The organism is Amycolatopsis sp. CA-126428 (assembly GCF_002904335.1).
Taxonomy (GTDB): domain Bacteria; phylum Actinomycetota; class Actinomycetes; order Mycobacteriales; family Pseudonocardiaceae; genus Amycolatopsis.
In genome coordinates this window covers 79144-93143 of record NZ_PPHF01000135.1, presented here as the reverse complement: position 1 = coordinate 93143, position 14000 = coordinate 79144, and the positions used below count along the sequence as shown (strand labels likewise).

11 protein-coding genes and 2 pseudogenes are annotated in these 14000 nt (G+C 72.3%); 3 read left to right on the top strand and 10 right to left on the bottom strand.

Annotated elements, in window-relative coordinates:
* From C2L58_RS32930 to C2L58_RS32890, 9 genes and pseudogenes are all read right to left on the bottom strand, one after another.
* Nucleotides 1-378 (bottom strand): annotated as a pseudogene (locus tag C2L58_RS32930) (DUF222 domain-containing protein); the annotation flags it as partial.
* 56 nt (nucleotides 379-434) lie between these two features.
* The gene (locus C2L58_RS32925; protein ID WP_103341556.1) at nucleotides 435-998 is read right to left on the bottom strand and encodes an IS66 family transposase; all 564 of its coding nucleotides are present in this window, start codon (nucleotides 996-998) and stop codon (nucleotides 435-437) included.
* Nucleotides 999-1014: 16 nt separating this feature from the next.
* Nucleotides 1015-1368: pseudogene (locus C2L58_RS51575) on the bottom strand (IS66 family transposase); the annotation flags it as partial.
* On the bottom strand, nucleotides 1320-1649 hold the full coding sequence (locus C2L58_RS50900) for a DUF6444 domain-containing protein (protein ID WP_233226069.1): 330 nt from the start codon (nucleotides 1647-1649) through the stop codon (nucleotides 1320-1322). The gene C2L58_RS50900 and the pseudogene C2L58_RS51575, both read right to left, overlap by 49 nt.
* A gap of 76 nt (nucleotides 1650-1725) precedes the next feature.
* Nucleotides 1726-2394 (bottom strand): flavin reductase family protein, encoded by a 669-nt coding sequence (locus tag C2L58_RS32910; protein ID WP_199191564.1) that lies wholly within the window; start codon nucleotides 2392-2394, stop codon nucleotides 1726-1728.
* 97 nt (nucleotides 2395-2491) lie between these two features.
* The gene (locus C2L58_RS32905) at nucleotides 2492-3304 is read right to left on the bottom strand and encodes an FAD binding domain-containing protein (protein ID WP_103341555.1); all 813 of its coding nucleotides are present in this window, start codon (nucleotides 3302-3304) and stop codon (nucleotides 2492-2494) included.
* Nucleotides 3301-3771, bottom strand: coding sequence for a (2Fe-2S)-binding protein (locus tag C2L58_RS32900; protein WP_103341554.1), 471 nt, complete (start codon nucleotides 3769-3771; stop codon nucleotides 3301-3303). The genes C2L58_RS32905 and C2L58_RS32900 overlap by 4 nt, the downstream gene beginning before the upstream one ends.
* Entirely contained in the window at nucleotides 3768-6092 is a 2325-nt protein-coding gene (locus C2L58_RS32895) for a xanthine dehydrogenase family protein molybdopterin-binding subunit (protein ID WP_233226068.1), read from the bottom strand. The genes C2L58_RS32900 and C2L58_RS32895 overlap by 4 nt, the downstream gene beginning before the upstream one ends.
* A 30-nt stretch (nucleotides 6093-6122) precedes the next feature.
* On the bottom strand, nucleotides 6123-6878 hold the full coding sequence (locus tag C2L58_RS32890) for a sulfite exporter TauE/SafE family protein (protein ID WP_103341553.1): 756 nt from the start codon (nucleotides 6876-6878) through the stop codon (nucleotides 6123-6125).
* A 93-nt stretch (nucleotides 6879-6971) separates the two neighbouring features.
* Between C2L58_RS32890 and C2L58_RS32885 the strand changes: the two genes are divergently transcribed.
* From C2L58_RS32885 to C2L58_RS32875, 3 genes are all read left to right on the top strand, one after another.
* Complete coding sequence (locus C2L58_RS32885; protein ID WP_103341552.1) at nucleotides 6972-7556, top strand: dihydrofolate reductase family protein; 585 nt, start codon at nucleotides 6972-6974, stop codon at nucleotides 7554-7556.
* A gap of 124 nt (nucleotides 7557-7680) precedes the next feature.
* On the top strand, nucleotides 7681-10701 hold the full coding sequence (locus C2L58_RS32880) for a discoidin domain-containing protein (RefSeq protein WP_103341551.1): 3021 nt from the start codon (nucleotides 7681-7683) through the stop codon (nucleotides 10699-10701).
* Nucleotides 10702-10784: 83 nt separating this feature from the next.
* Nucleotides 10785-11831 carry a LacI family DNA-binding transcriptional regulator gene (locus C2L58_RS32875; RefSeq protein ID WP_103341550.1) on the top strand — a complete coding sequence of 349 codons (1047 nt, stop codon included), beginning with the start codon at nucleotides 10785-10787 and terminating at the stop codon, nucleotides 11829-11831.
* A 192-nt stretch (nucleotides 11832-12023) separates the two neighbouring features.
* Here the strand turns inward: C2L58_RS32875 and C2L58_RS32870 are convergent, their stop codons facing one another.
* Nucleotides 12024-13730, bottom strand: a complete 1707-nt coding sequence (locus tag C2L58_RS32870; protein WP_103341549.1) for a discoidin domain-containing protein — start codon at nucleotides 13728-13730, stop codon at nucleotides 12024-12026.
* Between the last annotated feature and the right edge of the window lie 270 nt (nucleotides 13731-14000).

The following is a 14000-nucleotide window of genomic DNA, read 5'->3' as shown; positions in this document are numbered from 1 at the left end:
GGCGTGATGCTCGGGTGGGACTTGGGTGAGCACGCCGGTGATCACGTCGATCATCGGGTTGCTCAACCGTCCCGCGCGCGCAGCAACACCCACAGCAGGCGCGAGCGCAGGAATCGGGCTGCCGTCGAGGTTTCGGCCCGGGTTGAGAGCGCGGGCGCGTTTTACCATCCGTTCGCCAGCCTGCTTCGGGACATCGCCGACATGTTCCAACAGTCGGGCGACAGAGCGGTAGCCGAAGAGCTCCATCACTCCGCGTTGCTCGATTTCCACAAGCAGCGCACCAAGTTCGGCCTCAGCAGACCGCATGCACGCGAGCAGCTCACCGATGCGGTCGGCGATGGCCACCGCGTCGGGTGAGAGGGTCGCGTTGTCGGACATAGCTCAAGATTACCGAGCATCGAACATGAGTTCATCACACGATCGGGGGTAACTGTTCAGGCTATTTCGATAGTTGTTGGTAGCCAGGGGTTTCCGGCGATGGCGTCGCGTAGCGCGGTGATGATGTGGAGTCCGTTCTTGCGGGCGGTGGAGATGTAGCCGCGGACCCGCAACCACACGTGGGCGCCGTGGTGGGTGCGCCGGCCGCCGGAGATCTTCAGCTGTGCCTTGATCATGCGTAGGTCGTGTTCGGCTTGGTTGTTGGTGAAGGGGACGGTGAGGTTGCGGGCGAACAGCAGCACTTGTTGCTGGTGGTCGCACAGGCGCACCAGCAGGTTGCGGGTCTTGCTTTGCTTGCGACCTCGGTCCGGTGGGTGCAGCAGCAGGCCGAGGTGGACAGTGCGGACGAACCTTGAGATCAACGGATCCACGATGTGGGCGGGGATGGCGTCCGGGCCGTCGTCTCGCGCGGTATGGGCCGCGGTATTGAGCTGTTCGAGAGTCTTCATGGCGATCCGGGGCCAGGTGTGCTCCGGGTGGGCTTCGCCGGCCGCGACCAGTTCGCGGAGGCGGTGGGCGTTGCAGCGGGCGTGGTTGCGTCCGAAGTCTTGGTAGGACATCAGGCCGGATGCCGGTCTCGTCGAAGTGCGCCACCGGCGCTGCCCGCAACGCGTCCTCGACCCGTTCGGCGAACCCCTCGAGCCGGGCGGCGAGCGAAGGGAGGACACCGGCGACCCAGCCGGTCGACACCGGCAGTCCGAGCAGGTCCGCCAGCAGCTGCGCTGTCCGAGCAACCGGGATGTGCTGATCGGTCAGCAGATAGACCGCCAACGCGGTCACGTTCGGCCCGTAGCAGGCAGGCGCGGTCGCCTCCGCCGGGGCGGGCGCGGTCGTGACGTGGCGGCAACCGCGGCAGCGCAGCCGGTGCAGACGATGCTCGGTCACCGACGGGCGGACCGGTGGCAGATCCACGACCTGCCGCCGGACCATCCCCGCACGACGGGCGCGCCGCATCCCGAGCAGGCCGACGGCTCGGGGTCGAGGATCGTGTCCGGGCTCTCCACCAGTGACAGGTTCGCCCCAGGCGCTCCGGGTTGCCTGCACTGCCGGCGTCCGGACTTGCCCCGCAGTGACTTGGGGGCGGGTTCGCCGAACCGGTCCGAGGATGGGGGCATCGAAGAGTTACCCGAGTGTGTGCCCAGCCGGCGTTTGAGCGCGGCGACTTCGGTCCGCAGCGCGGTGATCTCCTCCCGCGCACGCGCGAGCTCCACCGCCCGAACAGTTACCGAACGGGTACAACGACTCCGCCTCGGAAACACCGAAAAGCCAAGCGAGGCAACCAAAGCCTCAGATAGCCACCCGCCGAGCCCGTTCGATGTCCGGACCACGGTAGAGCCGCTCAGGAATCCCGGCCAGCGTTGAAGGATGCACCTGCGGCCCCAACCCGTAGAACTTCTGGAAACTCATGATCAACGGCCGCCAGGCGTCGGGGTCGATACGATCCTCTTCCCCCACCATCCGGATCGACTCGTGCACGAATACCCGCTGCACCCGCACCTCGAAGGCGACCACTCCCCCGTCGTCGCCCACCGGGTGCACCGCCTCGACGACGACCTCCATGGCCACCGGGCACTCCGCGACCCGAGGCGGCTGCACGGTCGACGACTCCACCGGCGTCAGCCCGGCGCGCGCGAACTTGTCCGCCACGTGGAAGTACCCCCGCCGAAGCTTGCCGTCGGGGACCGGGTCCGAGCCGGTCGTCAAGGCCAGACGATCCACCGCCGGGGCCATCGACTCCGACGGCAGATTCAATACCGCTTCCCGGGTGCGCAGCAGGTTCTGCGCCGTCTTCGACCGGACCCCCAGCCCGAGCACCGCCCGCCAGCCGAGCCAGAACGCCGAGGACATCGGGGCCAGATTGGCCGAACCGTCTTCATTGGTACTGGAAATCACCACCACCGGGGTACCGAAATACAGGATACCGGGCTCGATGGCCGTGTGCGCAACAGTGTTCACCCCCCGATCGTGCCGTCCACACGGGACTCGCCGCTGGCGGGAATCGGCCATCGCGATCAAGGGGGCGGCACCGGCCAGAAGTGCCGCCCCCTACGGCTCACCGCGAGGCTTGCGTCAACGCCCGCCGGGTCAGTACCCGGGCCAGGTGGCGGCGGTACTCCGCCGTCGCGTGGGGCTCGTCCGGCGGGTTCGTTCCTTCGGCCGCCAATGCCGCCGCGTCCTCGATCGATGCCCCGGCCGCCAAGGCCTCCTCCGTGGCCGTGGCGCGCAGGGGCACTCCGCCCATGTTCACCAAGCCGACGCGGCCGCCCACGACCGTCACCCCGACCATCGCCCAGTCGATCGCGCGGCGGGTGAACTTCTCGAAGGCCCAGCCCTGGCCCGTCTGGGCCGGGAGGCGGATCTCCGTCAGCAGTTCCGCCGGCTCCAGCGGGGTCGTGAACGGGCCGAGGAAGAACTCCGCCGCCGGGATGCGGCGCTCCCCCGACGGGCCACGGGCCACCAGGACCGCGTCGGAGGCCAGGACCGCCGCCGGGAGGTCCGCCGCCGAGTCCGCGTGGACCAGGGAACCGCCGATCGTGCCGCGGTGGCGGACCTGGCGGTCGCCCACCTCGCCGGACACGTGGGCCAGCAGGGGCGCGTGCTCGAGCAGCACCGGGTCCTGCACCAGCGCGCTGTACCGGGACAACGCGCCGATGACGACTTCGCCATCCTCCAGCCGGACGTAGCGCAACTCGTCGAGCGGGCCGATGTCCACCAGGTACTCGGGCGCGGCCAGCCGCAGCTTCATCAGCGGCAGCAGGGAGTGGCCGCCGGCCAGCACTTTCGCGTCGTCGCCGTGGGAGGCGAGCAACGTCAGCGCCTCGTCCACAGTGGACGCCCGCAGGTACTGGAACGGAGCGGGGATCACCGGTCCACCTCCTGACCCGACGCGTCGACCACGGCGCTGACGATGTTGTGGTACCCCGTGCAGCGGCAGAGGTTGCCCTCGAGCCCGGCGCGGACCTCGTCGCGCGTCGGCTTCGGGTTGTCGGCCAGCAGGGACACCGAAGCCATGATCATCCCCGGCGTGCAGAACCCGCACTGCAGGCCGTGCTGCTCGCGGAACGCGCGCTGCACGGGGTGCAGTGCACCGTCCGAAGCAGACAGTCCCTCGACGGTGGTGACGGCGTGGCCGTCGGCCTGCGCGGCCAGGACCGTGCACGACTTGACCGACTCGCCGTCGAGCAGCACCGTGCAGGCGCCGCAGGACGTCGTGTCGCAGCCGATGTTCGTGGCGGTCAGGCCGGCGGTGTCGCGCAGGAAGTGCACCAGCAGCGTCCGGTCGGGCACCTCCTCGGTCACCGGCCGCCCGTTGACCTCGATCGAGACCTTCACTGCGCGCTTCCCTTCTCTGTAACGACCGGGGCTTCGCCCCGGGCCGGGGGCTCCGCCACCCGGAACCCCCGAAGGGCAGCGTCCTCAAGTGCCGCCCACACCCGGATCGGGGTGGTGGGCATGTCCAGGTGCGTGACGCCGCGCGCGGACAGCGCGTCCACCACGGCGTTGTGCACCGCCGGCGTCGAACCGATCGTCGCCGCCTCGCCGATCCCCTTGACGCCCAGCAGGTTCCGGTCGGTCGGGGTGGCCATGTCGACGAGCTCGAAGTCCGGCAGCTCGACGGCGGTGATGAACGAGTAGTCCGCCAGCGTCGCGGTCGTCGGGTTGCCGTCCTCGTCGTAGGTGACGACCTCCATGAGCGCCTGCGCCGCGCCCTGCCCGAGCCCGCCGTGACGCTGGCCGCGGAAGGTGAGCGGGTTGACGATCGGGCCGGCGTCGTCGACGGCGACGATCCGCCGCAGCTCGACCTTGCCGGTCTCGGTGTCGACCTCGACGACGGCGAGGTGCGCGCCGAACGGGAACGTCGGCGTGCCGCCACCGAACCAGACGTCGGCGGTGAGCTTGCCGTCGGCCGCCGTCTCCGCGACCTGCGCCCAGCTGAGCACGGCGCTCGACGGCGCGCCGCGGACCTGCCAGACGCCGCGCTCGGCGTCCAGTTCGAGGTCCTCCGGCGCCGCTTCCAGCAGGTCGGCCGCCAGCTCGCGGGCCTGCGTGATCACCTCTTCGGCCGCCTGCCGGATCGCCGAGCCGCCCAGCTGCAGCGACCGGGAGCCGAACGTGCCGATCGCCTTCGGCACCTCGTCGGTGTCGCCGTGCCGGACGGTGATCTTCTCCAGCGGGACGCCGAGCTGGTCGGACAGCAGCATCGCCAGCGACGTGCCGAGCCCCTGCCCGTGCGGCGAACTGCCGGTCCACGCGACGACCGAGCCGTCCGGGTGGATGTCGACGCGGCCGCTCTCGCCGCCGCCGTCGCCGCCGGTGATCTCGACGTAGGCGGCGATCCCGAGGCCGAGTTCCACCGGGTCGCCCGCTTCACGCCGCCGCCGCTGCTCGGCCCGCAGCTCCGCGTACCCGGCGGCATCCAGCGCCTTGTCCAGCGCCGCCGCGTACTCGCCCGTGTCGTAGAACGCCCCGGTCGGCGACCGGTACGGGAACTCCTCCGGGCGGATGAAGTTGACCCGGCGGACGTCGGCCGGGTCCAGCCCGAGCTCGGTGGCGAACAGGTCCATCGCCCGCTCGACGGCGGCGGTCGCCTCCGGACGGCCCGCGCCGCGGTAGGCCGCGATCGGCGTGGTGTTCGTGACCACCGCGCGGCTGCGGGTCTGGACCCGCGGGAACCGGTAGACGCCGACGGCCATCAGCTCGGTCAGCGTCGGCAGGAACAGCGTCCGCGGGTACGCGCCCGCGTCCTGGACGACGTCGAGGCGGTACGCGAGGACCGTGCCGTCGCGCTTCCCGCCGATGGTCACCGTGTTGAGCTGCGCGCGGCCGTGCGTCATCGACGTCAGGTTCTCGCTGCGCGACTCGACCCAGCGCACCGGCCGCCCGAGCCGTTTGGCGGCCCAGCCGAGCACGGTCGCCTCGGGGTCCGCGCCGATCTTCGCGCCGAACCCGCCGCCGACGTCCGGCGCGATCACCCGCACCGACTCCTCGCCGACGCCGAGGCTCGCCGCCAGCTGCATCCGGGCGATCTGGGCGTTCTGCGTGGACAGCCAGGCCGTCAGCCTGCCGTCCTCGCCCCACGCGAGGGACGCGCCGCGCACTTCCAGCGGTGCGGGGGCGACGCGCTGGTTGGCGATCGTCCGCGTGACCACGACGTCGCAGTCTTCGAAGATCGCGTCGTCGAACTCCTCCGCGCCGTTGACCTGCACGATGTTGCTGCCGGTGTCCGGGTACAGCAGCGTCTCGCCGTCCAGCGCGGCGCCGATGCTCGCCACCGTGTCCAGCGGCTCGTAGTCGACGTCGACCAGTTCGGCGGCGTCGGCCAGCTGGTAGCGCTCTTCGGTGAGGACCAGCGCGACGGGCTCGCCGACGTAGCGCACCACCCCGTCGGCCAGCCAAGGTTCCGGCACCGGTCCGGCCGCGTGCGGTTCGAGGCCGAGGTCGGCGGCGGTGAACACGCCCAGCACCCCGGGTGCCGCCTTCGCCTCGCTCGCGTCGATGCCGCCGATCCGCGCGTGCGCGATCGGACTTCGCACGAAAACCGCGTGCGCGGCACCGGAAAGCGCTTCCGCCCGCAGATCGTCCACGTAGGTGCCGCCCGCGGTGATCAGGTTCTGATCTTCCTGGCGGACCACCCTGGTCCCGACAATGCTCATCTGGTCTCCTGCTCGCCGATACCCCGCCGATCATGCCCTCAGGGCGAGGACGACCGCCAGGCCCAGTCCGCCGATCCCGATCCCGATGCGCAACGGCGTCGCCGGCAGCCGGCGCACGAGCGCGGACCCCAGCCACGAGCCGCCGAGCGAGCCGAGGCAGACGGCGAGCGCGGCCGGCCAGACGACCTTGCCGGTGGCCGAAAAGACGATCGCGGCGAGCAGGTTCGCCGAGCCGGTGATCAGGTTCTTCGCCGCGTTGGTGCGGGCCAGCGGCTGGCTCCAGACGCTGACCAGCAGCGCGAGCATGAGCACGCCGGCGGCGGCGCCGAAGTAGCCGCCGTAGATGCCGATCAGGAACGCGACCACGCCGGTCGCCGGGCTGAGGCCGTGGTGTTCGGCGCCTTCGGCCAGCCGGCGCAGCCGCGGCCCGGCCATCAGCACCAGCGACGCGCCGCCGATCAGCCACGGCACGATGCGGGTGAACGCGTCGGACGGCGTCAGCAGCAGGATCAGGCCACCGCACGCGCCGCCGACGGTGGTGATGGCGCAGAGCGGGACGAGCCGGCTTCGCTGCCCGGCCAGTTCGGGACGCGCGCCGGCCGCCGCGCCCACGGTGGTGCCCAGCATGGCGACGGTGTTGGTGACGTTGGCGGTCACCGGCGGCAGACCGGCGGCGAGCAGCGCCGGGTAGGACACCAGCGACGCGAGCCCGGCGGTCGCCCCGGTCAGGCCGGCCCCGACGCCGGCCAGCACGAGCAGGAGCAGCACCCACGGGTCGGTGATCACGTTGTCATCCCACCACGCGCCCCCGGCTGTCGATCCGGGCCACCACCGTTCGTCTGGGCGGTGACAGCCGGCAGAAGCGGAAGGACATCTTCGATGCGTTCGATCACCGTCACCATGAGCGTCACCCTCGACGGCGTCGTGCAGGGCCTCGGCCGTCCCGGCGAGGACACCCGCGGCGGCTTCGCCCACGGCGGCTGGGGCACGCGCTACCAGGACGACGTCCTGGCCCGGGAGATGGGCAAGGGCATGAGCCGGCCCGGCGACATGCTGTTCGGCCGACGCACCTGGCAGGACTTCACCACCGCCTGGGGCGGGCGCACCGACGGGAACCCGTTCACCACGCACCTGGACGCCGCCACCAAGTACGTCGCCTCGACCACGCTCGACGACGCCGGTGCCTGGGAAAACTCGATCCTGCTGCGGGGCGAGGCGGCCGAGACGGCGGCCGAGCTGAAGGCCCGCCCCGGCCGGGACCTGTCGATCATCGGCAGCGCGTCGCTGGTCCGGGACCTGCACGCCGCCGGGCTGGTCGACCACTACACCCTGCTGATCCACCCGCTCACCCTCGGGACGGGGGCCCGGCTCTTCGGCGACGCGCCGCTCACCGAGTTCGCCCTCACGAGCTGTGTTCCCACGACCAAGGGCGTCCTGATCGCGCGCTATGACCGTCGGGTATAGAGCGTTATACGAATTACTCCGGGGGTTGTCCGAAACCGGACGGGATCGCGCGCGGGCCTTGCCCGGTGGGCGGACGGCGTCCCAGAATCCGCGCTGACAAGGTTGTCAACGAGCGGAGGCGGGCATGGGCGAGCTGGACCGGCGGCGAGCGCTCCGCCTGCTGGGCGCGGGCGGAGCGGCGGCCGCGCTGGCGTCGGGCCTGCTCCCCGGCCTGGCGCGAGCGGCGGCCGGCGGCGGGCCGCCCGATCCGGTCGCCGCGACCTACCTGCGCGTCCTGCTGCGGCACACGCGCTGGGCCGAGCAGCAGTTCGACCCGGCCGCCGGCACCTACCCGGCCCGGGACTTCACCTTCGCCGTCGTGCTCGGCAACGCCGTCCTGCTCACCCGCGACGGCTACGACGCCACGATCGCCGGCATCGACCGGGAGACCCTCCGCGCGCACACCCTGGCCACGCTTCGGCGCTTCGCCGCGTCGAACCGGCTGGCCGGCGGGACCGAGTGGGGCCGGAAGCTGTTCTTCGACACCACCTTCCAGTCCTACTTCGTGCTCGCCGCCCGTCTCTTGTGGACGGACCTCGACGAGCCGACGCGGCAGAACGTCGAACGCATCACCGCCGGGCAGGCCGCCTACACCACCGCGCTCGGCACCGGCGACGACCCGGACTCCGGCAGCTGGACCCCGCACGGCCTGCTCGGCGGCCACGTCGGCGACACGAAGCTCGAGGAGATGGGCGTCTACGCCCAATCCCTCGCCCCCGCCCTCGCGTGGGCCGCCGGCGACCCGCGGGCGGGCGAGTGGCGGGCGGCCTTCGGCGCGTGGAGCCGCAACGAGGCCGGGCTGCCCGCCGCCGACCTGGCCAACCCGCGGCTCGTCGACGGCCGCCCGGTCAGCGCGAACACCGCCACGAACCTCTACGACACCTTCCTCGTCGAGAACCACGGTTCGTTCGGCCCGCACTACCAGGAAGAGCTCTGGCGCACCTCCGGCCGCAACGCGATGCACTTCCTCGCCGCCGGCACGCCGCTGCCGGAGGTGCTGACCGCGCAGCCGAACGGCGAACTGCTCTGGCGCACCATGCTGCTGATGACCAGCGACGCCGGCGAGCCGCTGATGCCGATGGTCGCCGACCGCGAGCACCTCTACGGCCGCGACGTCATCCCGCTGGCCTTCCGCGCCCAGGTGCTCGGCGACCGCCACGCCGCCCGCGCCGAAGCCGGCCTCGCCGCCCGCCTCGAGCCCTACCAGGCCTACCCGCCGGCCGACCGGATCACGAAGTTCTCCGGCGAGCCGAAGTACGAGCCGGAGGCCCGCGCCGAACTCGCCATCAGCTACCTGCTGCACGAATGGCGCGCCGCGCACGGCGGCCCGGTCGTCCCGGTGACCGGGCGCGAGTTCGACGTCCACGCCGCCGGGGTCGCCGACTTCGGTGCCGGACCCGGCCTGCTGGCCCACCGCTCCCCCGCCGCGTGGGCCGGGACGGTCAGCAAGCCCGGGTTCGTGAAGTTCGCCTGGCAGCCGCACCACGACGACTGGCTGTTCGTGCTCGGCGGCGCGAACCCCGCGCTGCTGCCGTCGACGAACCTCGCGGTGCGGGAACGGCACGCCACGACGTACTCGAAGGTCCGCGACGGCTTCGACGGCACCGTCGGCCTCCTGCGCTTCGCCACCGGGTACGCGGCGCTGGCCACCCTGCCGACCGGCACCGCCGTCTACGCCAGCAGCGGGGTCGCCGCGGGCGAAGGCGTGCTGGACGTCCACAACCTCGCGATGCCCGGCGTCCCCGGCCTCGACGGCGATCGGACCTACACCGCCGCCGAAGGCACGGTGACGATCAAGGCGCAGGCCCCGCCCGGCGGGGCCCGGACCGACGAGCTGACCTTCGCCCCGGTGACCGCCCGGCACGTCCGCATGCTCGGCGTCGAGCCGGACCCGCAGTACGGCTATTCGCTCTGGGCGTTCGAGGTCGGCGACGGCCCGGACCTCGCGCGAGCCGGCACCGCGTCGGCTTCTTCGTCGTCTCCGGGGAAGGAGGCGAAGTACGCCATCGACGGCGACGCCGCGACCAGGTGGGCAGTGTCCACATCGGACCGGACGCGGGCGGACAGCTGGCTGGCCGTCGACCTCGGCGCACCGGTGACCTTCGGCCGCGTGCGGCTGAGCTGGGAAGCGGCCGCGGGCCGGAAGTACCGGATCGAAACCTCGCCCGACGGCGTGACCTGGACGCCGGCGGGGAGCTACCCGGTGCCCGCCCTGCGCAGCACCGGCGGCCGGCTGGACATCGACGGCCGCGCCGGGATCACCGTCGCGGGCCCGAACCCGCTCACCGTCACCGGCGACCGGGTCACGCTCTCCGACGGCCCGCCCGCCCGGTTCGTCGCCGAGCTGCGGCCCGGTCCGCCGCAGCCGTCCGGCCGGGTCGCCACCGGCGCGGCCGCGGTCGAAGCCACCGTCACCGACGGCTTCCTCGTGCTGCTGAACCTCGGCGACGCCGCGGTGCGCGCCACGGTGACCATCCCGGGCGCCACCCACCGGCTCTACCGCGGCGAGCAGGCCGTCACCCGGACCGGCACGGAATTCTCCTGCGCACTGGCCGCGGCGGAGGGCCGCATCGAGCCCCCGCGGTTCACGCTGACCGGCCCCACCGGAGTCAAAGCGGTCGTCCGCGACGCGAGCCGGGTCGACCTCACCGCGCCGGCCGGGCTGCTGCCCGTGCTGGTCACGGTGACCCCGGACGGCGGGCGCGCCCGGCCGGTGCTGCTGCCGCCGGGCCGGACCGTGCCGGTCGTCTTCGGCGAACTCCGCCCGTACCCGCTGGCCGACCGCGCCCTCGGGCGGACCACCTTCCCCGCCGAGCCCCTGCCGCCGGGCATGTCCGCCCCGGCCGCGGCCGTCGACGACGACCCGGCGACCGCCTGGCGGCCGGGCCCGGACGGCCGGATGGTCGTCGATCTCGGGGCGGTGACGGAGGTTTCCGCGGTCGAGCTGGCCTGGACCCGGGGACGCGTCCCCGCCGCCACCGTCGAAACCAGCGTCGACGGCGTCACCTACGCGACGGCGGACACCGGGCCGGCCCGGTACGTGGCGGTCCGGACGCGCTGGAAGGCCGGCGACGCGAGCCTCACGCGGTTGTCGGTCCGCACTTGATCGATCTCGGACCCCTCGCGCCGGGCCCGCGGGCGAGTACCTTGGCACCACGGAGCTTTCCACCCGCCCGATCGGGAGGACGGATGCGCGTCACGATCGCCGAAGTCGCCCGCCGCGCACGGGTGAGCAAGACGACCGTGTCGCGGGTGCTCAACAACAAGGCCGACGTGGACGCGGCGACCGCGATCCGGGTGCGCGAAGTGATCGCCGCGACCGGGTACATCCCCAGCGCCGGCGCGGTCGGGCTGGCCCGCGGGGTGACGCGCACGGTCGGGATGCTGGTGCCGGGGCTGACCTGGCCGTGGATGGGCGAAGTGCTGCAGGGCGTCGCCGACGTCGTGGAGTCGAAGGGCTACGGCCTGCTGCTGTCCACCGCCAACCGCGGCGCCGACTCCCTCGGCGAGTTCTCGCGGCAGGTCTCGGCGAAGGCGTTCGACGGGCTCCTGCTGGTGGAACCGCCGGACGCGGTGCGGCACCTGCGCGTGCTGCACGACTCCGGGCTGCCGGTGGTGGTGATCGACGACCGCGGCCGCCGTCCGGCGTTCCCGTCGGTGGGCACGGACAACCGGCAGGGCGGCGCGTCCGCGGCCCGCCACCTCCTGGCCACCGGCCGCACCCGGCTGGCCACGGTGACCGGTCCCCGCGACTTCGGCTGCACCGCCGACCGCCTCAACGGCTTCAACGAGGTCGTCCTCGACGCCGGCCGGACCCTCGACCCGCGGTTGATCATCGAAGGGGACTTCACGAGCGAAAGCGGCGAGGCGGCGATCCTCCAGCTCCTCGAAACGGGCCCGGAGTTCGACGCGGTCTTCGCGCACAACGACCTGACGGCGGCGGGGGTGCTGGCCGGCCTGCGCAAGGCGGGCCGCGCGGTGCCGGGAGACGTCGCCGTGGTCGGCTTCGACGACATCCCCCTGGCCGCACACACCCAGCCGCCGCTCACCACGATCCGCCAGCCGCTGCGGCTGATGGGCGAAACGGCGGCCGGGCTGCTGCTGGACCGCCTGGCCGGCGCGCCGGCCCCGGCCGCCCCGCTGATCGTCCCGACGGCGCTGGTGGTCCGCGAGTCGACGCAGGAGACGGTCAGCGTCGCCGACAGCGTCACATTGCGCGAGGAATCACCGAGGTAGCCGCGGTACTGGCCCGCGTTCGTCGTCCACGAGCCCGCCCACGCGGCGTGAGCGGGAACGACACCCGAGCGCCGTCCACATCGGACACGGTGCCGCCGGGCATCTCCATGTCGAGCCCGCCGTCGGCCGGCTGCCGGGCTCCGGCGACGGACGCGCCCGCGATGAGCGCGAGCCGCCGCCGGAGCCCGGAGCTCACTGGTAGACCCGCACGTAGTCGATGACCATGTCCTGCGGGAGCACGGTCCCGGCTCCCGGCGGCCCGGGGAAGTCGCCGCCGATGGCGTTGTTGAGGATCAGGAAGAACGGGTGGTCGTAGACCCACGGCCCGCGCGTGCTCTCCACGGTGTCGCGGTTGATCGTCTCGAACGCGTTCCCGTCGACGTAGAAGGTCATGTGGGACGCGTCCCAGTCGAGGCCGAAGCGGTGGAAGCCGGCCGAGACGTCCTGGCCGAGGTCGAGGGGCGCGCCGATGCCGCCCGCGCCGTTGTAAGCCGGGGCGTGGATGGTCGAGTAGGCCAGGTTCGGCGACTTGCCGACGTGCTCCATGATGTCGATCTCGCCGCAGTTCGGCCACGGCGTGCCGCTGAAGAAGTTCGCGCCCAGCAGCCAGAACGCGGGCCACAACCCCTGCGTGCCGGACACCTTGATGTTCGCCTCGACGTGCCCGTAGGTGAAGCTGAACTTGCCCGCGGTGTTGATCCGGCCCGAGGTGTACTGGCAGGTCCCGCTGCCGCTGATCGGGTCGACCGGGCACGCGCTGCCCGGAGTGGCTTCGCGGCGGACCTGGATGACGAGGTTGCCGCGGCCGTCCTGCTTGGCGTTGTTGTTGTTCGTGTAGTACTCGAGCTCGTTGTTGACGCCGGGGCCGGTCTCGGCGGTCCACTTGCTCGCGTCCGGGTTGGCGCCCGCGGCGCCGTTGAACTCGTCGCTCCAGACCAAGGTGCCGGGGAAGTGCGGGGCCGGCGGCGCGGGCGGCGGCTGCGTCGGGTTGCCGCCGGTGCCGTAGACGTCGAAGCCCCACAGCGAATACCCGTAGCCGTTGGACCGGGCGGTGCCGTACATCCGGACGTACCGGCCGGAACCGTTGACGGTCAGCGTCTCCTTGAAGCCCTTGCCCGTGGTCGTCGAGTAGAGCGTCGTCCAGTTCGCGTTGTCGTTCGACACCTGGAGCTGGTAGGCGACGGCGTAGGCCGGGTCCCACTGCAGGACGACCTGGTGGATCGTCGCCGGGGCGCCCAGGTCGACGGTGATCCAGCCCGGGTCGACCCAGCCGGTGGTCGCGCTGGTCGCCCAGCGCGTGGCCGGGTCGTGGTCGAACGCCTTGGCCGGCAGGCAGCCCGGGCAGTTGCCGTCGTCCTGGTAGGAGGACGCCGTGCCGGACTTGCCGTAGGACAGCAGGACGTCACCGGGCTGCGTGGTGCCGCCCCCGCCGTAGACCTGGAACTCCCACAGCGAATAGCCGTACTGCGTGGCGCGCTGGGTGCCGGTCAGCCGGACGTACCGGCCGCTGCCGGTGACGTTCAGGGTCTGCGTACCGCCGGTCGCGGTGGTGGTCGAGTAGAGCGACGTCCAGGTGGCGCCGTCGGCGGACGCCTGGATCGTGAACGCCTTGGCGTAGGCGGCTTCCCAGGTCAGCACGACCTGGGACAGCTGCTGGACCGAGCCGAGGTCGACCTGGAGGTACTGGGGATCGCTGAAGCCGCTGGACCAGCGGGTGCCGGGGTCGCCGTCGACGGCGGCGGACGCCGGGAACGCGGCGGACTCGGCGGAGGACGCCGTCACCGGACGGCCTTGGGAGAGCAGGACGGGCGCGGCCTGCGCCACCGGCGCGGTGAGCAGGGCGGCCAGAGTCAGGGCGAGGACGGCGAGAACGCGAATCCTCGGCATGCGGCGTTGCATGGGCACCTCCACGGCGAACCGGCGCCGGGGCGGCCTTGCCCCGGCGCGGATCGGCTCACGTGGTCTCCGGCGCGGGTGTGGGTCCCGGCCGTCGGCACGCTCTTAGTTCAAGATATAAATAAAGAGTCGTAAAATGTCAACGGCCCAGCGCCGGACGGTCGCGGCCGGGCCCTGATATTGGTCCGGGCGAGGAAAATCCGCGCCGGAGCCTTGACTCCGCCGAACCCGGCGCTGTTAACTGCGATCTCACCGACGGAACCGGTTCCGTGA

Coding starts and splice junctions, on each gene's coding strand:
- C2L58_RS32870 (WP_103341549.1), bottom strand. CDS start 13,730: ATGCAACGCCGCATGCCGAGGATTCGCGTTCTCGCCGTCCTCGCCCTG.
- C2L58_RS32925 (WP_103341556.1), bottom strand. CDS start 998: ATGTCCTACCAAGACTTCGGACGCAACCACGCCCGCTGCAACGCCCAC.
- C2L58_RS32895 (WP_233226068.1), bottom strand. CDS start 6,092: ATGAGCATTGTCGGGACCAGGGTGGTCCGCCAGGAAGATCAGAACCTG.
- C2L58_RS32880 (WP_103341551.1), top strand. CDS start 7,681: ATGGGCGAGCTGGACCGGCGGCGAGCGCTCCGCCTGCTGGGCGCGGGC.
- C2L58_RS32885 (WP_103341552.1), top strand. CDS start 6,972: ATGCGTTCGATCACCGTCACCATGAGCGTCACCCTCGACGGCGTCGTG.
- C2L58_RS32875 (WP_103341550.1), top strand. CDS start 10,785: ATGCGCGTCACGATCGCCGAAGTCGCCCGCCGCGCACGGGTGAGCAAG.